Here is a 25,100-nt window from a genome sequence, read left to right as displayed (position 1 = left end):
CACCGAGGGCGCGCGGCGCAGGATGACTCCTGCGCCGCGCGTCTTTTCTATCCCACGTGCGTGCGTTCAGAGCCAAGGGGTTGAGCGGGCGCCGCCCGGTGCAGCGCGACCGCGACCGCACACGATGCCAGCCACATGTAGTGGCCGATCACGCTCAGTGTCTCGAGGACGCCGCGCGCTTCGGGAGTCACGAGGTACTTGAGTACGGAGAGCGTACACCCGGTCAGTCCAACGATGATGTTGAACTCGGTGTAGTACGGCCCCCGCGTCGTGCGCATGATGCGCAGGATCACCCAAACAAACGTGAGCGCAGAAAGTGCGATCGTGATCCACGCGAGTATGAGCTGAAACCGGTCCAGGACTTGTTCGCCAGCCATCGAGTTGACTCCTCCGGGTTATTCCTGACGCGCGTCGTCGCAGGCATCCACGGCGTCGTACAGCACTTCGGTCCACTTCACCCATCCGATGACCCACATGACGGCGGTTGCCGGATTGGAACCGGCGGCGGGGGCGGTGACGATGAGTCCCGCGAACCCGAGTGTGGCATCCAACACGCCGCGTGCGCAACTCTGGGCGAACGCCGTCGCGGGCAAGCCGGCCGCGATCGCGTACCGCTGAAGCAACCGAGCCGCCCGGGCGGCCATCCCGGCCGGACTGATTTCACTGTACTTGATCTCGGCGGTCATCACCGCAAACGGCTCGGCCTGCCGGCCCCGATGCAGTGAGGCGACCTGCTTCACAAGGATGTACCCGCCGGCCTCCGTTGCCCACGTCAGCCGGACCCGGGAGATCAGAACCCCGTCATGGAGCACCTGGATCTCGGAGAGCGGCTTTCCGGAGTTGTCCGCCACTCCTCGAATCTCGACCACCTTACCGGCAGAGTCGATCGACTTGCGGCTGAATCCTTCGAAGAACGCCGCGGCCCGACGATCGCCCGAGACCGCGACGATCGGCGTCAGGTACCTGAGGTAGTTCTGGATCGTCGCAGCCGTCCCCGCTGAGGGAAGCGCAGGCGACGCGCCGACATCGAGTGCTGCCACACCCCCGGCCCCCATCGTCGCCGCCAGGGTCCACGGCTGGTAGACCTCGCGCTTCCACCCGCCCTTCTCATCCTTGAGCTCGATCACGCCGCGTCCCGATGCCCGGAACGTCGTGCCCGCGGCACCACCAGCGTCGGACAGCAGGCCCGGCATCGCAGTGACCGGAATCGGTTGGTTTGGCAGTTGATCGTTGCACGCGCTGACCATGATCAGCGATGCCGCGGCGCCAAGCAGAGTCCCGATCGCCGTCCGTCGGGGCATGAGCGCTGCGGGACCGTGGGTGCGATGTACTCCGTGTTGGTTCTCGTGTCTGTGCATTTGGATGGTTCCATCTCGTACAAGAGCTGCCCTGCGCGGTTGCGCAGGTCGATCATCCGTCGAGATGGGGTCTCACGCAGTTGCGGACGCCGCAGCGCCGCTCTCGCACCCCACATCCCCTCCAGCCTCAGCCAACCTCGCGCGCCGCGTCACGTCAGCGTCACGTGAAGGACGCGGTCGGCATTGACCCGCATGGAACCGGCAACCAGCTTCGCCCGACCCACGCCCGTCAGACATGCGCCACACACTGCCCCTCGTCCTGCTCCTGGTGCTCGGGACGCCGCTCCCCGCCCAGGAGCGCGTCCCCACCCCCGCCCAGGAGCGCGTCCCCACCCCCGCCTCCATCCTCGGTTTCGAGCCCGGGGCCGATCGGAAGCTCCCCAGCTGGCAACAGGTCACCGCGTACTTCACCGCCCTCGACAACGCCTCGCCCCGCGTGTCCGTCCGCACGCTCGGGAAAACCGTCCAGGGACGCCCCTTCCTCGTGGCCTTCATTTCCGACCCGGCCAACCTCGGCAACCTCGAGAAGTACCGTGCCATCCAGCGCCGGCTCATGGACCCGTCCCTCCGCACGGCCGCCGAAAAGAGCCAGCTGTTGGACGAGGGCAAGACCATCATCCTCATCACCTCGAGCATCCACTCCACCGAGGTCGGCGGGTTCCTCACGCCATTGCTTCTGGCCGATCGACTCGCTCGTGGCACCACCGCGGAAACACGCGCGATCCTCCAGAACACCATCATCATGCTCGTGCCGTCGCAGAACCCCGATGGCGTCGACATTGTCGGCAACTGGTACCGAGCCACGTTAGGCACGCCGGCCGAAGGCTCGTCGCCGCCGGACCTCTACCACCACTACACCGGCCACGACAACAATCGCGACTGGTACGCCTTCACCCAGCCCGAAACGCGCTACACCATCGACTCGCTCTACACGCCCTGGAACCCGCAGATCGTCAACGACATCCACCAGCAAGGCTCCAACGCCGGTCGCATCTTCATCCCGCCGTACATGGACCCGGTCGAACCCAACATCGACCCGGTGCTCACCGCCGGCACCAACGCGCTCGGCATGGAGATGGCCTGGCGCCTGCTCGCCGAAGGCAAGACCGGCGTCGCCACCAACGCGTCGTATGACCAGTGGTCACCGGCGCGCCAGTATTCGCTCAACCACCGCGGCGTCCGCATCCTCACCGAGACCGCGAGCGCCCGACTGGCCACGCCCATCAGCATCGCGTTCCAGGCGTTAGGCACCGGACGCGGTTACGACGCCAAGGTCGCGAGCTGGAATCATCCCGCCGTCTGGCGCGGTGGCACGTGGGGCATCGGCAACATCGTCGACTACCAGACGAGCGCGTCCTGGGCCATGCTCGCGGCTGCCGCTCGCGATCGCCGCATGTGGCTCGAGAGCTATGCCGCCCTCGGCGAACGTGCGCTCGCCGACCACGCGCCCTGGGCCAACGGCGTCGCCGTGCCATCGGCGTTCATCGTCCCGAAAATGCAGCGTGATGTGCAGGCGCGTGATCGGTTGATCTGGACGCTGCAACACGGCCAGGTCGAGATTCGCGAGACCACCGCACCGACGACCATCGATGGCAAGGCGTACCCCGCGGGGAGCTACGCCGTACTCGTCAGGCAGAACTTCGGCAGCTACGCCAAGGCCCTGCTCGAGCGTCAGCGCTACCCCGACCTCAAGGAGTATCCCGGCGGACCGCCCAAGCGCCCGTACGACGTCACCGCCCACACACTCCCACTGCTGTTCGGCGTCGACGTCGCGACGGTCATGGGCCCGGCCCCGGCCACGAGCGCGCCCATCGCGGCGATCCCCGAACCGCACTACAGCGTCGCAGGACTCACCGAGAACCGCGGCCGTCGCATCGGCATCTATCGGAGCTACACGGCCTCCATGGACGAAGGCTGGACCCGTTGGGTCTTTGATGTGAATCGCATTCCCTTCACCAGTCTCGTCGATCGCGATATCAAGGCGGGCAACCTCAACGCGCGTTTCGACGCGATCATCATCCCCGACCAGTCCGCCGCGGCCATCACGCGCGGCCTGCCCAGCGCCTACCCCGACTCCGTCCGCGGTGGACTCGGCGAAACGGGAACTCGCGCCCTCGTCGAGTTCGTGGAACAGGGCGGTACGCTCCTCACATTCAACGACGCGAGCCTCTTCGCCATCGACGCGATGAAACTGCCCGTGCGAAACGTCCTAAACGGCGTCCGCAATACGGACTTCTACGCGCCCGGATCGATCCTTGCCGCCGAGGCAACTCCAGCACACCCCGCAGCGCGCGGGCTCACCGCGCCCGTGCTCGGCGTCTGGTTCGAGGACTCTCCCGCGTTCGAGATCACCGATCCCACGCGCGCGACCGCCGTACTCACCTATCCTGCGACCGGCAACCCGCTGCTTTCAGGTTGGCTCCTTGGTGGTCAGCGGCTCAACGGCAAGGCCGCGATGGTCGAGGCTACCGTTGGCAAGGGCAAGGTCGTTCTCTTCGGATTCCGCCCGCAGTATCGCGGGCAGACCAACGCGACCTACCCGCTGATCTGGGATGCCATCGGCCGCACCACCACCCAGTAGGCCTACCCGACTCTCCCCATGAGCAACATCCGAGAACATACCGTCCACGCGACCACGACCGACACCTTCGGTCGTGTGCTGCTCAACGCGCGCCAGCACCACTTCGTCATCGACGGACCGGTACAGAATCAGTGTCCCGGTGAAGCCCTGACGCCCGCGGAAAGCTTTCTGGCCGGCGTCGCCGCGTGCGGAGTGGAACTCGTGCAGGTGATCGCGAAGGAGGATGGTGTCGCGATTGGCCCGATTCACGCGACGATCCGTGGCATGGTCGATCGCGACCATCCCGTGCGCGCCGATCTCACGGTGTTCAACCAGGTGGCCGTGACGTTCAGGATCGCCAACACCCCGCGCGACACCGCCGTCCAGCTCGTGCAGAAATTCCAGAAGCGCTGCCCGCTCTACGGGACCGTGGCGGCGGCGTGCCCGGATGTATCGGTCGAGGTCGCTGGCTAGCGAGTTCGCGACCAGGCCTGAGGCAACGCGAGAAAAACAGACGTCTCGGTTCGTTGAACGGCACGCGAGGTGGTTCGGGCAAATGCCCCGAAGGCAGCCACCGTCGCGTTGACTGGTTCGGCGCACCGGGACGTCGTCGCATGCGCGAGTGTGCGCGCCGATCCCCCGATGCTGCTCATACATCGATTCGAGGGGAGGTTGGCTATGTGGTCGCACATCAGGAACCGCGCTGTCTCGTCAGCAGTGTTGCTCGTTCTCGCCATTGGTACGGCCTGTGGAGGAGGGGGCGACGAAGGTCCGACCGGTAACCCCGGTTCCATCACCGTCGCGGTGAATCCCGGTGCCCTGACCGTTCAGCAGGGCGGGACGGGTACCGTGAACATCGCCCTCACGCGCGGCGGTGGATTCAGCGGTGCCGTGTCGCTCGCCATCGCCGGGCTCCCTTCTGGCGTGACGACCACCGTGACCCCGGCCTCGCTGTCCGGTGCGACCACCTCGGCGACAGTGCTCGTGGCCGTAGCCAGCACCGTGCCCGCCGGCACCTACACGGCCACCGTGCGAGGCTCGGCGGCCGGGATCGGTGAAGCCACCACGACCTACACTCTCACGGTGACCGCAGCGCCGGACTTCACGCTCGCAGCGACACCGGCAGCGCTGACCATCGCTCAGGGCGGCAACGGGACCAGCAACATCGCCATCACGCGCTCGAACTTCGCCGGAGCCGTCGCGCTCGCACTTCAGAACGCTCCGGCCGGCATTACCGGCACCTTCACGCCGGCAGCGCCCACGGGTGACGCCTCGGCGCTTTCGGTCGCGGTCGCGGCCACGGTCGCGCCGGGCACATACAACGTGACCATCCAGGGCACGGGCACCGGCATCGCACCAAAGTCAGCGGCGCTGGCGATCACGGTCACGGCGGCCGCGGGCTACACGCTCGCTGTAGCGCCGGCCACCATGGCGCTCGCACCGGGGAGCAACGGGACGGCCACGGTGAACATCGACCGCACCAACTTCCAGGGCGCGGTGACGCTGTCGCTCGACAGTCCGCCTGCCGGCATCTCGGCCACATTCCTTCCGGCCGCCTCGACCACCAACGCGTCGACGATGACCGTCAGCGTTGGTGCCGCGGTCGCACCGGGCACGTACACCGTGACGGTGCGCGGCACCGCGACGGGCCTCGCTGATCGCACGGCGCAGTTCACGCTGAATGTCTCCGCGCCGGCCTACACCATCGCCATCGCGCCGACGCAGCTCACCGTGCAGCAGGGGAACGCGGGCACGGCAACGCTCACGATCAGTCGCACGAACTTTACCGGCGCCGTGAGCCTGGTGTTCGACAGTCCTCCGGCCGGCATCTCTGGCACGTTCGCGCCGGGAACGACCACCGGGACGTCGTCGACCTTCACGGTCAACGTGGCCAGCAACACGCCGCTTGGCACCTACAACCTGTCGCTGCGGGCGACGGCGACCGGGCTCACCGATCGCGTGCTGTTCTTCCCCGTCACCGTGTCGGCAGCGCCGGGCGGCATTGCGCTCTCGCTGTCACCGGCCGCGGTCACCGTGCAGCAGGGCGCGAGCGGATCGACGACCGTGAACATCACGCGCACGAACTATCCTGGTGACGTCACGCTCCAGTCCTCCGGCGCCCCGGGCGGCGTCACGATCGGCTTCACTCCGTCACCAACGACGGCGAGCAGCAGTACGGCCAACATCGCGGTCGGTGCCGGCACGCCCGCCGGGACATATTCGGTCACGATCACCGGCACGGGTGCGGGACTCACGCCGGTCAATACCTCCCTTTCGCTCACCGTCGCCACGCCGGGTTCCGGCGGGAACGCCGAGTGGCAGTTCTGCAGCGCGTCGGAGACGCCGGTGTTCTTTGCCTATCAGGATGGCACCAACGCCTGGCAGCGGGTGACACCATCGACCGCCGGGACGGTCACGAAGTTCAACTTCACCATCAGTTCCGGTCGCGGCGCGGTCGCGTATGTGCTCCAGGAGACCAGCGCGCGCATCGCAGCCGATGCCACCGTGCGTGGCTCGCGCTCGCGGCTTGTGAGGGGGCGGGCCCTGTTCGAGCAGCAGCGGAGCACCAACCGGCGCGCGCGGGGGAGTTATGCCCGCGCCGGACTCGCCGGGACGTACACGACTGAAGTCTTCTACGGCACCGCGACCGAGCTCACGACCGTCGGCACGGACAACTGCAACGATACGCAGTCGACCAAGACCATCACCGGCACCGTGGCCGGAGTCGGCGTCGGGCAGCTTGCCGTGCTGTCGCTCGGTGGGGCGTTGGCGATGTACACCGGCACCGGGAGTCCAACCGTGACGTTCCGCGGTGTGGCCAGTGGCGCCGTCGACTTCGTGGGCACGCGCTCGACCGTCGGCATGCCGGCGGACAAGGTCGTGCTCTTCCGCAACCTCAGCATTCCCGATGGAGGCGCAATGCCGAGCGTGATCGACTTCGACGCGGCCAGCGCCTTCGCACCGGCCACCGCGACGGCCACGTTCACGAACACGATGAATGAAGAGCTCATGCTCAACACGCTCCTCACCACCGCGAACGGCGAGACGCTGGGCTTTGCCAATGACTTCTCCCCGAGTGTCGATCCGGCACGCACCTGGGCTGGACTGCCGGGGAGCCGCATGATCAGCGGCGACGTGCATGGCCTCTATGCCTTCGCGTCTCCGGCGGGTGGCAATTCCAGCGACGCCAGGATCCTGCTCAAGTACGTGGGCGCCGTCGCCAATCAGACCATGGACCTGGGCCCCAAGATCACCGAGCCCACGATCACGTCGCTCGCCGTCGGTGCCTATCCGCGCTTCCGGTTCCAGGGTGCGCTGCCGACCGAATACCGTCAACTGGTGAGCTTCTCCATCACCTCATCCGCCGGTTCCACGTCAAACAGCCTCACTATCAGCGCGACGGGCGGCTATCTCGCGGCGGTAGGCAGCGCGAGCACGTACGACCTCGCGATGCCGGACATCGCTGGTCTCAATGGCTTCCCGGTGGGGTCGCGGCTCGAAGCCGGGCAGAACACGACAGGCACGACCGCGTTTGGATGGACGGGCGCCGGCATCATCACCCCGCAGCCCCGTGCGGGAGACTTGCTGCGCGGATCCACGCGTTCGACCGATTTCAACGTGCCCTGATCTCCTGCGAACCCGTGGGTAGCGAAACGGCGCGGCGATCACTCGATCGCCGCGCCGTTCGCGTTCTGCTCCCCACGTATCCCCGACGATTTCTCCGCGTCACCGGCGAAGGAGAACGACGCGCCCGGATAACCCTGGCCGGGGTTCCGGCCCCACGCACCGCCCGTGACGTCCGCGCGTCGATCCCTGCCCCTCACTCGCCCCGCCACCCAGCGTCCGCACCCATCTGACCCAGACGCCAAAGCTGAGAACGGGTTCGGCGGCTGGACACTGGGGCTACCCCTGGCCCCGTCGGACCGAAGGATGCCAGCCCTCGACGCGGCCTGAACACTGGGGCAACTACTAGTCGTTGGCGGGGGGACCGGCGGCCCTGCCGGATGACGCCGGTCGACCTGGCACGGGACGCCGGAACGTAAGTGGCTTGTCTATATCGAGATACGCTGATCCGGACGCCACGGCCCTCACGCGAAGCGCCGCTCGTGTGGCGCGGACAGCCACCGCCTCGGCGCGGTCAAGTTGACCGACCAGTCGCACCCCGCTGGCCAGTTCGCGGTTCATGCCCTGCTCGGCCAGCACCCGCAGGCGATCGAGCTGCCCCGTCACCGGAAAGCGCGCGCGGTCGCGGAGGAAGTTCTGGATGGCATCATCCTTGAGCCATGCCAGACCCCGCGCCAGGGCGTCGCTCGTGCGCAGATCGTATGCGAGGTCGGGCACCAGGAGTTGATCCGCGTCGGTGTCGTAACGTGGCGTTCCGGTGAGGTAGAGTTGCCCGGTCACGCCACCGCTGAAGCGCACGCCGAGCGCCACGCGTCCCCCACCGATGCCGAGCAACGTGATGGACCGGATGGTCACCGTGCGGTTGGCGACCGGGATCTCCTTTCCGACGAGCGCGCGCCGCAGCATCCCGGTGGCCACGCCGTAGTCGATCTCGCCGTCGAGCGTCACCTGCAGGCGCCCACCGGTCGAGTCCGACCGCTCGAGCCGCGGAAGCGGCGTGAACAGGTCGAAATCATTCGGCCGATTGCCCGTCTCGATACGTGGTCGGGCGGTCAATCGCAGGCTCGCGACCATGGTACCGGAGTCGGTGCGCACACCGATCAGCCGTACGTCCGAGGGATTGATCGTGAACCACACGCTGTCGGTCAGTCGAATGGCGCGCGACATGTCCCGCCACCATCGCTCGAAGCGATCGCGCGTCTGGACCTGGGCGATGGATCGATCGAGCCGCTGAATCTGCTGCTGGAGCACCGATCGCGTCGCCTGCATCACCTTGTCCGTGACATCGGCGCGGAAGATCGTGACGCGGCACTTGTCGCGCTCGGTGGTGGTGACGGGTTCGACACTCGCGATGCGGGTGCGGGCCGAGAGGGCCCACGTGGGATTGATCGCGATCTGGCTGACCAGCCGCACACGCGCACGCGGCCTCGGTACGTCGGGGCCGGTGCCGCACGCCGAGCTGATCTCCGGGCCGATCGGTGGCTTGTACCAGCCGCGGCCTTCGTACTCCACGACGGTGGACACGGTGACGCGAAGCCCGTCGATGTCGATGCGAAAAGGCGCGCGGGTGGCGGCAAAGGCCACATGCAGTCGACGGTTTGTCTCGACGTCGAGCCTCTGACCGATGTCGCCGAAGCGTCGCGGCACCGCCTGCTCGAGCGCGGCCAGCGCCGGTGCGAGGTCGTAGCGCACTTCCGACTCGATGACCGAGGGCTCGATGGGCTTCAGGGAATCGACGGGATCGTCGACGACGAGGGGCGGCGGTGCCTCGAGGTCCGGCGTGCCCGAGCAGGCGATCGCGCCCATGGACACCGCCGCAACGCCGAACAGACGTCGCATGCGGCGCCGACCGGAGCCGGCGGGTAGGCGGTGTGTGGGAGCGCGCATCGGTCCTGTTTCTAAGCTCGGTGCGCGGAGCGGCCGACGTAAGGCCTGACGGCGCTCGTGCGATGGAGGTCCGCCAGCGAGATTCCGCGCCATGCGACGGTACGCGCGACTGCGGGGGCTCGCGATGGGTTGCGGACTCGCCCTCCTCTTTGGGGGGACGGCGGCACGTGCTCAGCTCCCCCCGCCCGGCTGGCAGGAGCCGCGCTGTGCGATGGACCTGCCGCCCTTCGCGACGCCGTTCTGCGCCGAGCTGGTGCCGACCCCGGGACTCGACGGCGTGCGTGGCATGCTCGAGCTGCGCTGGGTGCCCACCCCGTTCGGGGTAGCGGTACGCCCGGATGGCCAGCTGCGCCACTTCCTGGTGGCTCGTCTCGAAGGCCTCCCGCCACCGGCATCGTTAGGTGCCTATCGCGCATTCGTCGCCTGGGGCTACGATCTCACGCACGCCCGCGAGGTGAAGCTCGGCGTGGTGCGCAATGGCGCCAACGCCCTCGGAGAACTTCCGTTCGAGAACTTCCGCGTCCTGGTGTCGGCCGAGTCGTCGGCGATGGTGCGCACGCGGAGCGGGCGGCTCGTCGTGCGCGCCACGAGCCCTGGTGCGCTCCTGCTCGCCCACCGCGACGCCATGGCGACCATGCTGGCCGGCGCCCCGGCCAGCGAACACGCCGGCCACGCGACCGGGTGGCCCATGCCGTGGGTCGATCCGCGCATCGCCCCCACCTCCATGACGCACACGCCGCCATCGACGCGCGCGTGGCTGCCAGACACCACGGGCCGCCTGGTCACGCCCGCCAGGCCGCGCGAGGTGCGTGATGTGCGGAACGGTGATACGCTGCAGCTCACCGCGTCACTCGTCAGGCGCACCGTCGCCGGTCGCACCTTCGTCATGTACGGGTACAACGGCCAGTACCCGGGCCCGCTGATTCGCGTGCGGCAGGGCGCGAACGTCACCGTGCAGTTCCGCAATGCGCTCGACCTCCCCACCACGATCCACTGGCACGGACTGCGGCTCGACAATCGCAGCGACGGCGTCCCGCACGTCACGCAGGATCCCGTCGCGCCCGGCGACTCGTTCACCTATCACCTGCGCTTCCCCGACGCCGGCATCTACTGGTACCACCCGCACGTTCGTGAGGACATCCAGCAGGACCTCGGTCTCTACGGCAACATCCTCGTCGCCCGGCGTGCGCGCGCGCAGGTGCCCGTTCACCGCGAAGAGGTGCTCGCGCTCGACGACTTCCTGCTGACCGACACCGGCACGCTCATGCCCTATGGCGCCGATACGGTCACGCACGCGCTCATGGGGCGGTTCGGGAACCTGCTGCTGGTGAACGGTGAGCCCAACTATCACTTGCAGGTACGGCGCGGAGAGGTCGTCCGCTTCCATTTCACCAACGTCGCCAATGCCCGCCTCTTCAACCTCCGGCTGCCCGGCGCGCGCCTCAAGCTCATCGGATCCGACCTCGGTGACTTCGAACGCGAGGCCTGGGTCGAATCGATCGTGATGGCGCCCGCCGAACGCTATGTGGTCGAAGCGCGATTCGACCGCCCGGGCCGCTACCCGCTGCTCAACAGCGTGCGATGGCTCGATCACATGCGGGGCACGGCCAAGCCCGTCGATGATACGCTTGGCGTGGTAGAGGTCGGGGCCGAACGTGCCGCCCCGGACCTCGCGTCGTCGTTCGCACGGTTGCGCGAGCATGCGGAGGTGCGCGCGGAGGTGGCGCGCTACCGACACCTGGCGGACCGCGAGCCCGATCACGTCCTGACGCTGGGCATGCGGCTCGACCCGGCCGTCCCGCCCGCGACCGTGGCCATGCTCACCGGCATCGCGGTGCCGGTGGACTGGAACGACGCCATGCCCATGATGAACTTCCCGTTCACGGCGCGCGACGTCACGTGGATCTTGCGAGACGAACAGGGCCGCGAGAACATGGCCATCGCCTGGCAGTTCCATGTCGGGCAGGTCGCGAAGATCCGCCTGGTGAACGACCCGTCGGTCACGCACGCCATGGCACACCCGATCCATTTCCACGGCCAGCGCTTTCTCGTCACCTCGCGCAACGGCGCCCCGAATACGAACATGGTGTGGAAGGACACGGCGGTCCTGCCGGCCGGTGAGACCATGGACATCCTGCTCGAGCTCACGAACCCCGGCCGCTGGATGATGCATTGCCACGTCGCCGAGCACCTGGGCACCGGCATGATGGGCATGTTCGAGGTGCGGTGAAGGCGCGGGGCGGGAGGTTGGCACGAGGCAGGATCGACGCAGCACGACGCATGCAGCTTGACTCACCGTCTCGACCCACGACACGATGAAGACCTCAGCGCTCCTCCGATTCGTCGCGGCGTTCGCCTGCGTGCCGGCCCTCGTCACGGCGCAGGAACGTCAGCTCTCGCCACAGGTTCGCACGTTCGTCTCGGTCGACGCGCCGATCGTGGCCCTCACCAACGTGCGTGTGATCGATGGCACGGGCGCGGCGCCGAGGGAGAACCAGGTGGTCCTCATCGAGGGCGAGCGCATCCGCGCCACCGGTCCCATGGGCAGCGTCACGATCCCGGGGAATGCCCGCGTGATCGATCTCTCGGGCCATACGGTCATCCCCGGCATCGTCGGGTTGCACGACCACATGTACTACAGCTCTGCAGCAGGCGGCTCGATGAAGATGATGCTGCAGAGCTATCCCCGGCTGTTTCTTGGCGCCGGGATCACCACGGTGCGCACGGCCGGGAGTACCGACTCGTACCAGGAGATCAACGTCCGGAACGCGATCACGCGCGGGCTCATGGTGGGGCCGGAGATGTTCGTGACCGGCCCGTATCTGCAGGGGCCCGGCCCGGGCCCCGGGGCAATGCACCCGGTCGACGGCCCTGACGACGCCCGCCGCATGGTGAAGTACTGGGCCGAGGAGGGCGTCACCTGGTTCAAGGCCTACACGCAGGTCTCGCGCGCCGCCCTCGGCGCCGCGATCGACGAGGCACACAAGCACGGAGTGAAGGTGACCGCGCACTTGTGCTCCGTGGGCTATCGCGAGGCGGTCGCTCTTGGTATCGACAACCTGGAGCACGGGCTGTTCGCGAATACCGAGTTCTACGCCAACAAGCAGCCCGACGCCTGCCCCTCCGCGGGGGACTCCGCGATCTTCGCTTCGGCCGACGTCTCCAACCCGGACGTGCAACGCACCATCCGGGAGATGGTCGATCGCAAGGTATCGCTCACCTCGACGCTGGCCGTGTACGAGACCAGCACCCCGTCGCGATTGCAGAAGGACCAGCGCGTGCTCGACGCACTCATGCCCGAGGCCGCGGCGGCCGTTGGCCGTTGGTACGACAACGCCGCCACCGCCAATGACCGTGTGGCCAGAGACGTGCTTCGCAAGACGATGGCCTTTGAGGTGGCCTTCATGCGCGCCGGAGGGCTCCTGGCGGCGGGCTCCGACCCGTGTTGCCTCCACGTCATCGCCGGGTACGGCGACCAGCGCAACTACGAGTTGCTCGTCGAGGCGGGACTCGCGCCCGCCGAAGCCGTGCAGGTGATGACGCTCAACGGCGCCAGGGTACTCGGCATCGACGGACGCACCGGGTCGATCGCCGCCGGCAAGCAGGCGGACCTCGTCGTCCTCCGCGGCAACCCGGCACAGAACCCCGGAGACATCCGCAACGTGGTCACGACCTTCCGCCTCGGGATCGGGTACGATGCCGCGAAGCTGGTGGCGTCCGTCAAGGGACAGGTGGGCCTCAAGTAGCCCACCTAACGAGCGACGGGAAGCCCGCGCCGCCGCTCCGTCCCGTGTAGATTGCCGCCCGCGGCGCCCGTCAGCGCGCACCCACCCATTCCCAGGAGTTTGTGTGCAGCTGCTCGTCGTGCGTCACGCCATTGCCGAGGAGCGCGCCGATTTCGCCAGGCGCAGCGCGACCGATGAAGAACGCCCACTCACCGACAAGGGTCGCGAGAAGATGAAACGCAGCGCTCGCGGATTGCGTCGCGTCCTTCCGTCGATCTCCCGCCTCGCGTGCAGTCCCCTCACGCGCTCGACGCAGACGGCCGCGATTCTCGCCGAGGAGTATCAGCTCTCGCGCACGTGGGAGATCGACGAGCTGCGTCCGTCACGGCCCATTCGCGACTTCCTTCCCTGGCTGGCGTCGCACGATGAACACGAGATCGTCGCGATCGTCGGGCATGAGCCCTACCTTGGCTCGCTGGTGACGTGGCTCATGACCGGGATGGAGGATCCGGCCGTGGCGTTCAAGAAGGGCGGCGCGCTCCTCCTCGACTTTCCAGGTCAGGTGACCTCGGGGGCTGCAACCCTCGTCTGGGCCATGGCGCCGGCTCAGCTTCGTCGGCTGGGTGAATAGGTGCGAGAGCTCCCGGCGTCGTTGCTCGATACCGCAGAACCGCGAGGCATCCGCCTGGTGGCGCTCGCCATGCTGGCCGACGCTGCCGCGGCACGAACACGGCTCGACATGCCGGGCGACAACGAGGCCCTGCACGACTTCCGCGTGGCCGTGCGCCGGCTGCGCAGCTGGCTCCGCGCCTGGCGCGAGGTGCTCGGTCGCGGCGGTCCACCTCGGGCCGTGCGCACGCTGCGCCGCGTGGCGCGTTCGACGAGCGGACGTCGCGATGCCGAAGTGTTTCATGCCTGGCTCGAAACGACGCTCCCCCGGGCCCAGCGGCGCCACCGGCCGGGCATCCGCTGGGTGATGGCTGCCGTCGATGAAGGTCGGCGCGATGGCGCCACGCTCGACGCGGCATCGATCGCCGCATTCGAGGGCGCGGTGAATGAACTGCGGGAAGCGATGACCTGGTACCGCGTGGCGCACCATGTCGAAGACGGGCCGCGCGAGGTGCCGTTCACCACCGCCATGGCGACCGCTGTCCGCTCACACGCCACGGTGTTTCGGCGTCGACTGGAGCGAATACACGAGTCGGCCGACGACGCGGCCATTCATCGCGCGCGGATCGCCGGCAAGCGTCTGCGCTACCTGATCGAACCAGTGACGCCGTGGGTTACGGGTGCGCCCGCGTTGATCTCGGCGCTCAAGGCCATGCAGGACGCTCTGGGTGGTTTGCACGATGCCCATGTCTGGAGCCACCACCTGCACACGCACGCCGAGCGCGCGCGCGTCGAACGCGCTCTGCGGGGGGCTGCGTCGGTCGATGAGGGAGGCGCACGGCGCGCGAGGCGTTCCCCACCTGACGTGCAACCGGGAGTCGAGGCGCTCACCGAGCGTCTGCTGCATGAGACGCGCGACGCGTTTGCGGCGTGGGCGTCGCGATGGTCCACTGATGCGCGCGACACCTTCTTCGCCGCCGTCGAGGACGTGGCTGAGATCCTCGATGCACACAGGGCGGGCGGTGTGGAGATCGAGCGGAAGTACCTGCTGTCGCGAGTTCCTCCGTCGATGCCGCGCGCCGAGGTGTGGGAGATCGAACAGGGCTACGTCCCTGGCGAGCGACTCGTCGAGCGACTGCGGCGCGTGGTCACACCGGACGGAGAGACCTGGTTTCGCACGGTGAAGTCGGGCCGTGGGGTGGCCCGCGTGGAGCTGGAGGAGGCGACCACGCCGGAGATCTTCGCGGCGATGTGGCCGCTCACCACCGGTCGCCGCGTACGCAAGCGAAGGCATCGCGTGGCCGAGGGGCAGCGGTTCTGGGAAGTCGACGAGTTCACTGACCGCGATCTCGTGCTCGCCGAGATCGAACTGGCGAGCGTCGATGAGCCGGTGGAGATCCCGGCGTGGCTTGCTCCGGTGCTCGTGCGTGACGTGACGGGAGAGCCGGAGTACGTGAACGCCAACCTCGCCCGTTAGGCAACGGTATCATCGTGCAGATCTTCGTCGTCACCAACGATTTTCCGCCGCGGATCGGCGGGATCAACGACTACGTGGACCGTCTGGTGCGCCGACTGCCGGCACATCAGGTGACCGTGTTCACGTCGAACTACGCGGGCGCCGAGGCGTTCGATCGGACCTATCCTCACGAGGTGATCCGCCTGCCGACCGAGATGATGCTGCCGGTGCCCGGCGTGCGGCGCGCGCTGCACGACCTGCTCGCCGCGCGACGCCCCGATCTGGTGCTCTTTGGCGCGGCGTGGCCGCTGGGCCACCTGGGTCCTGGCATCGTGCGCCGCTTCGGTATTCCGTACGGCGGGTTTGCGCACGGCCTGGAGCTGACCGGTGCGATCGTCCCCGGAGTGCTGCGCCATGTCGGGCACCGTGCCTCGCTGCTCACGGCGGTGAGCGCGTGGGCGCGCGCGCGCCTCGAGCCGGCATTTGGCTGGCGAGGGCGCATGCCGCTCCTCCCGTCGGGGATCGATACCGCGCACTTCCATCCCGGGGTCTCCGACGCCCTGGTGCGCGAGCGGCACGCGTTGGGCGACGCGCCCGTGGTGAGCTGCGTCTCGCGTCTCGTGGCTCGCAAGGGGCAGGACATGCTGATCCGCGCGTGGTCCGCGGTGTGCGCGGCGGTTCCCGGGGCGAAGCTGCTGATCGTTGGGCACGGGCCTCACGACGAGGCGTTGCGCGCGCTCGCGGCCCGCGAGGGTGTGGCAGGCGACGTCGTGTTTTCTGGCGCCGTGCCGTACGCCGAACTCCCGGCCTACTTTCGTGCCGGCGATGTCTTTGCGATGCCGTGCCGTTCGCGGTGGTTTGGCTTTGACGTGGAAGCGCTTGGCGCCGTGTTTCTGCAGGGCGCCGCGGTCGGTCGGCCGGTGATCGCCGGACGGTCGGGAGGCGCGCCCGAGGCGGTGCGACACGGCGACACCGGCCTCGTGGTCGAGCCGGACGCGCCCGGCCCGGTGGGCGACGCCGTCATCGAACTGCTCGCGGATCGCGACCGCCGCGAGCGCATGGGCGCCACCGGGGCGGCGTGGGTACACGCCGAGTGGAGCTGGGACGTGATGGCGGCGCGCCTGGGCTGCTTGATCGCCGAGGCCGTCGCGCGTCCGCGGTGAGCCGGAGGCCTAACGACTTCCGCCGCCGACCCACTCCGGCGCACTCCGGCCGTCGACGATCGCGCCGAGCCGTGGCTCGCCGGCGCCGTCGACCACCGGAGTGAGGGGGCGCGACACTTCCACCGAGACGGGCCGGCGCTCCCGGATCATCAGCGAGTCGTACACCGTTTCGAGGCGGTCGATGATCCGGTCCCATCCAAAGGCACGCGCGCGCGTGGCGCCGCCAGCGCCTAACGATCGGGCGAGCGTCGGCTCGTCGAGCAGTCGTTGCACACCCGCGGCCAGGGCCTGGGGGTCGGACGGTCGCACGAGCAACCCCTCGCGACCGTCGCGAGCCACTTCGCGGTAGCCCGCGATGTCGCTCGCCACGAGCGGCAGGCCCGCGGCCATCGCCTCGACCAGCACAATTCCAAAGCTCTCGCTGCCCGTCGCCGGACTGATGAAGATGTCGGCGGCCTTGTGGTACGTGGGCAGTGCTTCGTACGACACGCGCCCCATCATGTGCACGCGGCCGCGCACCTCGGCCGGAAGGCCAGTGATCGCGTCGCGTTCCGCGCCGTCGCCGACGACCACCAGTTGCAGGTCCGGATAGCGCGGCGCGAGCTGCGCGAACGCCTGCACCGCCACGGGAAATCCCTTCCGTGGCTCCAGACGCCCCACGAACAGCAGGTGTCGCCCGGGCGGCAAGTTTGCCGGAGCAGCAGACGCGAACACATCGACGTCTGCACCGTTCGGCACGATCTCCACGGGATCGTCACCCATGCGCGAACACACGGAGTGCCGCGCGGCGGTGCTCACGGCAAGCCGCCGATCGACCTTGCGCCACACCGGACGGAGAAGCGGCGCGATGGCCGAGTAGACGCGGCCCTCGAAGTGATCGCGCGCAAAATACGAATGGAACGTGGCAACGACCGGGGCATTGCGGTGCAGCACCCCAAGCATCGACGTGCTCGGTGTCAGCGGGTCGTGGACGTGGATGATGTCCGGCGTGAAAACCTCGAGCGCCTTGCGCACGACACGCGAACTGCGGCGCGAGAAGCAGAGCCGGGCCACCGAACCGTTCACCCGCACCGGGTACGGGCGGCCCACGATCCGGGCGCCCTCGCGAAAGCCGGGTGCATCACCCGGGGCGAGCACGATCACGTCGTGGCCGCGCTCGCGCAGGTGATGCGAGAGCTGGCCGATATGCACCTGGACACCCCCAGGCGCATCCCAACTATAGGGCGAGATCTGGACGATGCGCATGCCGCCTTTGATCCGTGTCTCGTGGCAGGAGTTTGAGCCGAGGTTCGTGCCTTACACCTGCGAGGGCCTCCGGCGAAGGCTCCAGCCTTCGACCGCGAGGGCAATGACCGCGATGGTCGCACCAACGAGTCCGAGTGCCCATCGGAACGGCTCTCGTACCCCAAAGGTTCCCGAAAGATAGATCCCGCCGCCAACGATGAACGCCGAGGCGGCGAAGACTGCTGCCACCAGGAGGTCCTTTGTGGAGAAGATCACGGCGCGGCTCTCGGCCGGCGCATGTTCGTGCAGCAATGTGTCCTGCGCCACCATGACCGGCGCGAGCAACGCTCCGCCAACCAGGGCGACCGGAACGAAGGCCCGGAACGAAAACCACACCCCCGCGCCGATCATCAGCAGCCCAATGGCGCACGTGCCCCACACAATGAGCTGCTCCCTCCGCCAGCGGCTTCCCACACTCCCCACCGTCAGGGAACCCACGACCATTCCTGCGGCCAGCAGGCCGCCCAGGTACCCCACGCCCTCGGTGCCGCGCCCCATCACCGTTTGCACCGAAAGCGTCATCGCGACGTACACCGTGCTGGCGAAGAGTGCGAGCAGTACGAGCGAGGTGAACGCGAAGCGAAGGCCTGGGGTGCGACCTACGACCCGTATCGTCTCCCGAACTTCCTGTACGAGGTGTCGGGGACTTCGTTTCACCGTTTCGCGCGGTGCGACCGGGCGCACACCGTTTCCCTTCGCCTGCGCGACCGCGAGGATGCCGAGCAGGGTGATGACCGACGCCACAAAGGACGCGGAATCGAGGTAGAAGCCCGCAGCCCATGACGTCCATCCAAACTGCGTCCAGACGTCGGCGCCGAGGATGATGCCTCCGCCCACGATCCCCACGACCGTGGCGACGCGGCCAATCGACGTGAGTGCGGCGTTGGCCGGCAGCAGTTCGTCGCGCTGCACCAGATCCGGAATGAGCGCCATCTTCGCGCTGTTGAAGAACAGGCCAAGCAGGAAGACGAAGAACGCGGCGACGTACACCGACCAGAGGTGGCCGGTTCGGAGGTACAGGGCGGGCATGGCCAACACGAGGATCGCGCGCAGCGCGTCGCAGACGATCATGGTTACGCGCTTGTTCCACCGGTCGACCAGCGCTCCGGCGAGCGGGCCAAAGAGCACGACGGGCGCGGTGAAGACGACCGACAGTTTGGCGAGTTCGATGCCCCCCGTGTCGGCGCGCGCGCCGCTGCCAACGAGCGCGATCAGGGCCATGTGGTGCAGCTTGTCGCCAAACTGCGAAAGCGTCTGTCCCGCGACGAGGAGCAGGAAGGCAGGCCGGCGCAGCACGGCGCTGAGCGTCGGTGTCGCCGACGACACCACGCGTGCGTCAGGGACGACCGTCACGGGCGCGCCAGTCCGGTTGAAAGACGTACCACTGGTCGGGGTGTGCGCGAATGAAGGTTTCCAGGCGCGATGCGACCAGGCGCGTCAGCGACTCTTTGGTGTGTCCATCGGGCTCGATGGCCGGATCCACGTGAAGAACATAGCGGGGCGCTCCACGCGGCCCGCGCACGATGTATCCCGGAACAATCGGGGCGCCCGTGGCAAGCGCAAACGCGGCCGGCCCGGTCGGAACCTCGCGAGCCGCATCGCCGAACGGGACCACGAGTCCCTCACCCCCTCCAACCATTCGATCTGCCACCAGTAGCACGATGCTCCCTTGGGTCAGCAGGCGGTACAGCTGTCGCAGGCCGGTGTTCCGCGACAGGAGCTGCAGGCCCGTGGCTGCACGATACGCCGCCAGCGCGGCGTTGGTGTCGGGATCGATGTCCTCGACCAGGCCGTGGACGGCGAAGCCAAGGAGTGCGAGCACGGCGCCCCCCAGCTCGTACGGACCGAGGTGCGGTGTCACGACGATCACGCCTCGACCCGATGCCTGCGCGCGGCGGAGCTCGTCCAGTCCCTTGGTCTCGACGAGGTCGAGGATCGCTGTGCGGGAAAGCGCCGGCAGGCGAAACAGGTCCGATGCGTCTTCGAAGAGTTGACGGAAGACTTTCGCGGATCCGTGGTGGCGCGATGCTGTGCCGTTTCCCGCGGTCAGGTGCGCGAGATTCTTCCGGATCGTGCGCCGGCGACGCGCCGCCACGAGCCACCCCACGGAACCCGCGAGTGTGCCAAGCGCGCGAAAAAGCGGGGGCGGCATCCAGCGCGCCGCGGACACGGCAGCTCGAACCAGGGCGGCAGACGGCAGCACGGACGTTCAGGACGGGGGAGCAACCGGCGGGAGCGCGCGCTGCATGCGGACGAAGCGCACCTCGACGCCGTTAGGCATGCGATCACGCACCGCGGCAATTTCCGCGAATCCGGCGGCGGCGTACAGCGGTACGCCGGGGAGCGTGGCCATGAGTTCGAGCGCCTGATATCCCTCGGCGCGCGCGGCGTCGCTGCACAACTCGAGGAGTCGGCGACCCAGGCCGCGTCGTGCAAAGTCCGGGTGTACGAAAAACGCGCGGATGCGCGCCGGGTCGTGTGCCGGGTCGAGCACCGGCGCGGCGTCCATGCGTCGTTGGTCGCCTCCGTACAGAGCACCGCGTCGGCTCCAGCCTCCACACGCGACCGGTCGACCGTCGCATTCGCCGATGAAGTACGTCCTGTCGTCAACGAGCGTGGTGTCCACGCCAAACACGTACCGGTTGGCCGCGTCGATCTCTTCGGGCGTGTAGAAGCCCTGGCTGAGCGCCTCGGCGGAGACGTGGATCAGCGCGTTGAGCGCATCGACATCGTCAGGGCGGGCGAGCCGGAAATGAACGTCCACGAAGGTTGGGCCGCGTCGAAGCGATCGCTGAAGCTAACCCGTCGCCAGACGACAGCGCCCCGGCGGTGAGGCCGGGGCGCGAGGGACCCGAGGGGGAAGGCCAACCTACGGCGTGAGCGCGCTCCCGGGTGGGAGGCCAGCAGCCGGGCTGCAGATGATATCGCCGGACGCGGTCGTGGTCGCTTCACGTCCGACGAACGTCTGGCACGTCATGCTCGGGGCGCTGGCGTGCGTCGCGAGTGCCGCAAAGCCGTGGTTGAAGTCCCCGCTCGTGATGGAGACGTTCACGAGTGAAGAGCCGTTCCAGTCGAGTTGGGCCGTGTCTGCCGAATACGTCATGTGCTCGGCCCAGAACGCTTCTTCGGCCACGCGCAGCGAACCGAGGTCGGTCTTCATGGACGCGATGAACGCGCGTTCCTTGAACGTGCGATAGCGAGGGACGGCGATGGCCGTGAGTGCGCCAAACACCACCATGGCCACCAGGATCTCGGCGAACGTGAAGCCCCGGCTGTTGCGCGACATGATCATACCGTCCGTGGGAGTGTTGCGTCCTGTGACTCCTGTGCTATGCAGGACCGGTGCCGTCGTGTCCTGGCTCACAAAAGGGTCGGCCGCTAATCGCCGGGCTTGAGTGCCGAGCCCCGTGACGCGAGCCGTGCAGGGGCGAAGGCGATGGCCAACTCCCTGCCGGGCAACGGGTTGGCGAGTGTGCGCCAGCGAACGGTCACCTCGGAGAACCCGACCTGGCACCTCGGTTCATCCCGCTCCACGCGATCCTCATCCTACGTCGTTGCCGCTGCGCACCCAGGCGACAGAATGACGGACGTGTTGGCCGCGTCGCAACGCGGTGGCGAGCCGGAGCGCAGCCAGAGGTCGCGTACGATCCGCCCGTCGATGTCGAACGAGCGCCGTTCTGTTCGACAGGTATGTGTGAAGGCCGTCTGATGGAGCCTCCACGATGACGAAACTTTCTGCCGGCAGAAGCCGTTCGATGCAAGCGAGTGCTTGCTTGAAGCGCCAGGCCCTGCTATCCCTTCACCCCCGCTGTTCAGGGCTTGTTGAGCGAGGCGCGGCGACGACGCGCGTCGAAGCAACAGGACACCACGAAGGACGATGGACACGAGATGACCAGGGAAGCGTTACGGCCTGCCGCGCCACCGGAGAGCCGCCAGCGATTGCTCGAGGCGGCTGCGGCGGTGTTTGCCGAGGCCGGGTTTCGCGGCGCGACGACGCGCCGCATTGCGGAGGCCGCAGGCGTCAACGAAGTCACACTCTTTCGATTGTTTGGCTCCAAGTCGCAGCTCATGAGCGAGGCGTTCGAGTGCGTACACCCGACGCTTCGAGCCGCGCTGCCGGCCCGACCCGGGAGCGATGTCGAGGCCGAGTTGGTGACCTGGGCCGAGGCGCACTTGCTCGGGATGCGCCAGATCCGACACCTGATCCGCAAGACGATGGCCGAACTCGAGGAGCACCCGGAGATGAGCGAGTTCGTGTGCGACGCCAAGACACCGTATTTCAACCAGTTGGTGTCGTACGCCACGCGTGTGCGACAGCCGACGAACGCGGCCGAGCGCGAGGAGACGCGCACCGCATGCACGATGCTCTCGTCGGCGCTGTTCGCCGACGCGCTGGGTCGCGAGGTCGTGCCGACCGCATATCCGTCGCCTCCGGAGCGCGCAGCACGCAAGTACGTACAGCTCTTTCTCAAAATGTTGGGCGCAACACCGTCGACGAGGCCCCGGCGCCGCAGGTCGGTGGCGCGTGCCAGGTCGACCTGACGCCACGCCGGTTCGCTTACACCACCCGAGATCCATGACTTCATATCAAAGACTGCTCGCCGCGGCCGCGGCCGGTGCCGTGACGTTGCTCGCGTCGGGCGCCGGCGCCCAGTCCGGCCGCGCCCTCTCCCTCGAAGAGGCGTTGCGCCTCGCCGAGTCACAGAGCGAGGCCGTGCGCATCGCTCAGGCCGGCGTGCGTCGTGCCGACGGACAATTGATGCAGGCGCGTTCCCAGTACCTCCCGCAGCTCAACGGCTCGGCCGGATACTCGCGCACGCTGGCCACGCAGTTTTCCGTCTTTCAGACGGACCCACCGGTGGTACCACCCACGGCGCCGCCGGTGCCGCCGATGGACACAACGTCGTACTTCCAGCCGTGCACGCGGTACCTGGCGCCGGGCGGAGCGAGCGAGGCGCAACGCGTGCAGGGCCTCGAGGCGTACGCGCGCTGCTCGTCCAGTGGCGGAGGCCTCGACTTCTCCCGCGCCGGCTTTGGCGCGAAGAACCAGTACCAGCTGGCCGCCAACGGATCGCTCACGCTGTATTCTGGCGGGCGCGTGCAGGCACAGAACCGGGCCGCACGCGCCGGCCGTCGGTCGGCAGACATCGAACTCTCTGCGCAGCGCGCACAGATGGCGCTCTCGGTGACGGAGGCCTACTTCGATGCCGTGCTCGCGGAGCGTCTGGTGGCCATCGCCGAGTCGTCGCTGGCGCAGACCGAAGGCACGCTGCGACAGACGACGGTCGCGCGACAGGTCGGCAACCAGTCGGAGTTCGAACTGCTGCGGGCGAGAGTCACGCGCGACAACCAGCGGCCGATCGTGATCCAGCGGCAGGCAGAACGCGACATCGCGCACCTGAGGCTCAAACAGCTGCTCAACGTACCCTACACCGAGCCGTTGCGCCTGACGAGTGACATCGAGGACCAATCGATGGCGCCGGTGCAGCTCGTGGCCGGCACCACCCTGCGCGGCGCGGCGCCCGATACGAGCGCAGGCGCGCGCGCTCCCGTGCGCCAGCTCGAGGAAGGGCTCAGGGCGCAGGAAGCCGATCTGAGCATCGCGAACAGCGGGTGGATTCCGACGGTGAGCCTGAGCACGGCGTACAGTCGCGTGGCCTTCGGCGCGAGCGGCATCCCGACCTGGGGCAACTGGGTGAACAACTGGACGGTGTCGCTCGGCGCGTCGTTCCCGCTGTTCACGGGCGGGCGCATCCGAGGTGAGCAGCTGGTGGCACAGGCCTCGCTGGACGAGGCGCGCGCACGCCTCGACCAGACCCGCGAACTCGCCGCGCTCGACGCGCGGCAGTCGGTCGCGCAGCTCCAGCAGGCCGAAGCCGCCCTGGCCGCGAGCCTCGGCACCGCCGAAGAAGCGTCCAGAGCCTATACGATCGCGGAGGTCCGGTTCCGCGAAGGCGTGTCCACGCAGCTCGAATTGTCGGAGTCGCGGTTGCTGCTCGAACAGGCGCGTGCCAATCGGGCGCTTTCGGCGCGGAACGTTCAGGTGGCGCGCATGCGGCTGGCGCTGCTCAGGGATCTGCCGTTAGGCGCTGGCGGGGCAGGCTTTGGCTCGCCGGCGGGAGCCGGAGCGATGCCGGGAGCCGGCGCGACCGGCGGTGCGGCTCCGGGTGGCGTGCAGGCGCCACGAACGCAGGTGCAGCGCGGCGCTCCCACGGCGTCGACCACAACGGGTACACAGGGACAATAACGGAACCATGACCATGACCACCGCCTTTCGATACAGCTCCCTCCTCGGCGCCGCCGTGCTTGGCGCCGCGCTCGCCGCCTGTGGTGGCGAGAACGCTGCCGCGAAGGACGCGGACAGCGCCGCGCCCGTGACGATGACCGTGGGGCCGGAAAACATCACGCTCGTCGTGCGCGAGCAGGTGTCGTCCGGACCGGGGATCTCCGGCACGCTTGCCGCCGAGCGCGAGGCCACGGTGCGCGCCGAGATCTCGGGCCCGGTGCTGTCGACGCACGCCGACCAGGGCGTTCGCGTGGCCCGCGGCACGGTCCTCGCCCGCCTCGACGATCGCACGCTACAGGACCAGATGCTCTCCGCGCGCGGCGCCGTCACGACGGCGACGAGCAGCCTCAACCTCGCCCAGCGCGAGCTGGACCGGTTCACCAAACTGAAAGAAGCGGGCGCGATCGCCGACCGCGAGTACGAGAACGTGAAGCTCAACCACGAAGCGGCCCAGGCCGCGCTCGCCGATGCGAAGGCGCGCCTCACCTTTGCGCAGAAGCAGCTCGATGATGCGCAGGTGCGCGCGCCCTTCGGCGGCATCGTGAGCCTGCGCCAGGTCAACGCGGGCGACGTCGTGCAGCCCGGTGGTGCGATGTTCACGATCATCGACCCGTCGAGCATGCGGCTCGAGGGCGCGGTGCCGGCCGCCCAGCTCACGGCGTTGCGCATCGGCGCTCCGGTCACCTTCAAGGTGAGCGGCTATCCTGACAAGCCGTTCCAGGGAAAGATCAGCCGCATCAATCCCCAGGCCGATGCGTCGACGGGTCAGGTGCGCGTGGTCGTGTCGATCCCGAACGAACGCGGCGGGCTGGTCGGCGGTCTGTTCGCCGAGGGGCGCGTGGCGGCAGAGAAGCGCCAGGGCCTGACCGCGGCCGCAACGGCCGTCGACGTGCGCGGGCTGCGACCCGTCGTGATGCGCATCAAGGGCGGGCGTGTCGAGCGCGTCGAGGTGGAGCTCGGCCTCCGCGATGAGGACAGTGAACGCGTCGAGATCACGCAGGGCGTCAGCGCCGGCGATACGCTGCTCGTCGGCGCGGCGCAGGGCATCTCCGCCGGTACGCTCGTGAAGGTGAGCGCGCCAACGGACACCAGGACCGCGGCACAGGCCAGCACGTCACCCAAGAGCTGATTCCCCCAGGGCAAGGATT

General features: G+C 68.3%; 19 protein-coding genes. 11 read left to right on the top strand and 8 right to left on the bottom strand.

Features of this window, described 5'->3' with window-relative positions; genetic code table 11:
- Positions 1 to 47: 47 nt before the first annotated feature.
- Positions 48 to 377: a hypothetical protein gene (locus tag IT361_05240; protein MCC6317079.1), complete on the bottom strand. Its 330-nt coding sequence runs from the start codon at positions 375 to 377 to the stop codon at positions 48 to 50.
- 18 nt (positions 378 to 395) lie between these two features.
- Positions 396 to 1,301, bottom strand: a complete 906-nt coding sequence (locus tag IT361_05235) for a hypothetical protein (GenBank protein MCC6317078.1) — start codon at positions 1,299 to 1,301, stop codon at positions 396 to 398.
- 292 nt (positions 1,302 to 1,593) lie between these two features.
- On the opposite strand from IT361_05235, the gene IT361_05230 reads away from it, so the two are divergent.
- From IT361_05230 to IT361_05220, 3 genes are all read left to right on the top strand, one after another.
- Complete coding sequence (locus IT361_05230; protein ID MCC6317077.1) at positions 1,594 to 3,939, top strand: hypothetical protein; 2,346 nt, start codon at positions 1,594 to 1,596, stop codon at positions 3,937 to 3,939.
- Positions 3,940 to 3,957: 18 nt separating this feature from the next.
- Positions 3,958 to 4,392 (top strand): OsmC family protein, encoded by a 435-nt coding sequence (locus IT361_05225; protein MCC6317076.1) that lies wholly within the window; start codon positions 3,958 to 3,960, stop codon positions 4,390 to 4,392.
- 243 nt (positions 4,393 to 4,635) lie between these two features.
- Positions 4,636 to 7,545 (top strand): hypothetical protein, encoded by a 2,910-nt coding sequence (locus IT361_05220; protein ID MCC6317075.1) that lies wholly within the window; start codon positions 4,636 to 4,638, stop codon positions 7,543 to 7,545.
- A 342-nt stretch (positions 7,546 to 7,887) separates the two neighbouring features.
- On the opposite strand, the gene IT361_05215 is transcribed toward IT361_05220, so the two are convergent.
- A complete protein-coding gene (locus tag IT361_05215) occupies positions 7,888 to 9,381 on the bottom strand; it encodes a DUF4403 family protein (GenBank protein ID MCC6317074.1) in 1,494 nt (497 codons plus the stop codon).
- Between the two features lie 139 nt (positions 9,382 to 9,520).
- On the opposite strand from IT361_05215, the gene IT361_05210 reads away from it, so the two are divergent.
- The 5 genes from IT361_05210 to IT361_05190 all read left to right on the top strand — a co-directional run bounded on the left by IT361_05210 (position 9,521) and on the right by IT361_05190 (position 16,382).
- Positions 9,521 to 11,659, top strand: coding sequence for a multicopper oxidase domain-containing protein (locus IT361_05210; protein ID MCC6317073.1), 2,139 nt, complete (start codon positions 9,521 to 9,523; stop codon positions 11,657 to 11,659).
- A gap of 85 nt (positions 11,660 to 11,744) precedes the next feature.
- Positions 11,745 to 13,175, top strand: coding sequence for an amidohydrolase family protein (locus IT361_05205; protein ID MCC6317072.1), 1,431 nt, complete (start codon positions 11,745 to 11,747; stop codon positions 13,173 to 13,175).
- A 103-nt stretch (positions 13,176 to 13,278) separates the two neighbouring features.
- Complete coding sequence (gene sixA / locus IT361_05200) at positions 13,279 to 13,785, top strand: phosphohistidine phosphatase SixA (GenBank protein MCC6317071.1); 507 nt, start codon at positions 13,279 to 13,281, stop codon at positions 13,783 to 13,785.
- Positions 13,786 to 15,240, top strand: a complete 1,455-nt coding sequence (locus tag IT361_05195; protein ID MCC6317070.1) for a CHAD domain-containing protein — start codon at positions 13,786 to 13,788, stop codon at positions 15,238 to 15,240.
- Between the two features lie 11 nt (positions 15,241 to 15,251).
- Entirely contained in the window at positions 15,252 to 16,382 is a 1,131-nt protein-coding gene (locus IT361_05190; GenBank protein MCC6317069.1) for a glycosyltransferase family 4 protein, read from the top strand.
- A gap of 9 nt (positions 16,383 to 16,391) precedes the next feature.
- On the opposite strand, the gene IT361_05185 is transcribed toward IT361_05190, so the two are convergent.
- The 5 genes from IT361_05185 to IT361_05165 all read right to left on the bottom strand — a co-directional run bounded on the left by IT361_05185 (position 16,392) and on the right by IT361_05165 (position 20,952).
- A complete protein-coding gene (locus IT361_05185; protein MCC6317068.1) occupies positions 16,392 to 17,627 on the bottom strand; it encodes a glycosyltransferase family 4 protein in 1,236 nt (411 codons plus the stop codon).
- 51 nt (positions 17,628 to 17,678) lie between these two features.
- Positions 17,679 to 19,019 carry an MFS transporter gene (locus IT361_05180; GenBank protein ID MCC6317067.1) on the bottom strand — a complete coding sequence of 447 codons (1,341 nt, stop codon included), beginning with the start codon at positions 19,017 to 19,019 and terminating at the stop codon, positions 17,679 to 17,681.
- On the bottom strand, positions 19,003 to 19,869 hold the full coding sequence (locus IT361_05175) for a lysophospholipid acyltransferase family protein (GenBank protein ID MCC6317066.1): 867 nt from the start codon (positions 19,867 to 19,869) through the stop codon (positions 19,003 to 19,005). The genes IT361_05180 and IT361_05175 overlap by 17 nt, the downstream gene beginning before the upstream one ends.
- Positions 19,870 to 19,875: 6 nt before the next feature.
- Complete coding sequence (locus IT361_05170) at positions 19,876 to 20,430, bottom strand: GNAT family N-acetyltransferase (GenBank protein MCC6317065.1); 555 nt, start codon at positions 20,428 to 20,430, stop codon at positions 19,876 to 19,878.
- A gap of 105 nt (positions 20,431 to 20,535) precedes the next feature.
- Complete coding sequence (locus IT361_05165; GenBank protein MCC6317064.1) at positions 20,536 to 20,952, bottom strand: prepilin-type N-terminal cleavage/methylation domain-containing protein; 417 nt, start codon at positions 20,950 to 20,952, stop codon at positions 20,536 to 20,538.
- A 602-nt stretch (positions 20,953 to 21,554) separates the two neighbouring features.
- Here IT361_05165 and IT361_05160 point away from each other — a divergent pair.
- The 3 genes from IT361_05160 to IT361_05150 are packed head-to-tail and all read left to right on the top strand — an operon-like array spanning position 21,555 to position 25,081.
- A complete protein-coding gene (locus tag IT361_05160; GenBank protein MCC6317063.1) occupies positions 21,555 to 22,208 on the top strand; it encodes a TetR/AcrR family transcriptional regulator in 654 nt (217 codons plus the stop codon).
- Between the two features lie 34 nt (positions 22,209 to 22,242).
- The gene (locus tag IT361_05155; protein ID MCC6317062.1) at positions 22,243 to 23,913 is read left to right on the top strand and encodes a TolC family protein; all 1,671 of its coding nucleotides are present in this window, start codon (positions 22,243 to 22,245) and stop codon (positions 23,911 to 23,913) included.
- A gap of 13 nt (positions 23,914 to 23,926) precedes the next feature.
- Entirely contained in the window at positions 23,927 to 25,081 is a 1,155-nt protein-coding gene (locus IT361_05150; GenBank protein ID MCC6317061.1) for an efflux RND transporter periplasmic adaptor subunit, read from the top strand.
- Positions 25,082 to 25,100 lie beyond the last annotated feature (19 nt).

The organism is Gemmatimonadaceae bacterium (assembly GCA_020846935.1).
GTDB lineage: Bacteria > Gemmatimonadota > Gemmatimonadetes > Gemmatimonadales > Gemmatimonadaceae > RBC101.
The sequence above is the reverse complement of the archived record's forward strand: the minus strand, read 5'-3'. Positions and strand labels throughout refer to the sequence as shown.

Coding starts and splice junctions, on each gene's coding strand:
- IT361_05240 (MCC6317079.1), bottom strand. CDS start 377: ATGGCTGGCGAACAAGTCCTGGACCGGTTTCAGCTCATACTCGCGTGG.
- IT361_05235 (MCC6317078.1), bottom strand. CDS start 1,301: ATGCCCCGACGGACGGCGATCGGGACTCTGCTTGGCGCCGCGGCATCG.
- IT361_05230 (MCC6317077.1), top strand. CDS start 1,594: ATGCGCCACACACTGCCCCTCGTCCTGCTCCTGGTGCTCGGGACGCCG.
- IT361_05225 (MCC6317076.1), top strand. CDS start 3,958: ATGAGCAACATCCGAGAACATACCGTCCACGCGACCACGACCGACACC.
- IT361_05215 (MCC6317074.1), bottom strand. CDS start 9,381: ATGCGACGTCTGTTCGGCGTTGCGGCGGTGTCCATGGGCGCGATCGCC.
- IT361_05210 (MCC6317073.1), top strand. CDS start 9,521: ATGCGACGGTACGCGCGACTGCGGGGGCTCGCGATGGGTTGCGGACTC.
- IT361_05205 (MCC6317072.1), top strand. CDS start 11,745: ATGAAGACCTCAGCGCTCCTCCGATTCGTCGCGGCGTTCGCCTGCGTG.
- IT361_05185 (MCC6317068.1), bottom strand. CDS start 17,627: ATGCGCATCGTCCAGATCTCGCCCTATAGTTGGGATGCGCCTGGGGGT.
- IT361_05165 (MCC6317064.1), bottom strand. CDS start 20,952: ATGTCGCGCAACAGCCGGGGCTTCACGTTCGCCGAGATCCTGGTGGCC.
- IT361_05160 (MCC6317063.1), top strand. CDS start 21,555: ATGACCAGGGAAGCGTTACGGCCTGCCGCGCCACCGGAGAGCCGCCAG.
- IT361_05155 (MCC6317062.1), top strand. CDS start 22,243: ATGACTTCATATCAAAGACTGCTCGCCGCGGCCGCGGCCGGTGCCGTG.
- IT361_05150 (MCC6317061.1), top strand. CDS start 23,927: ATGACCACCGCCTTTCGATACAGCTCCCTCCTCGGCGCCGCCGTGCTT.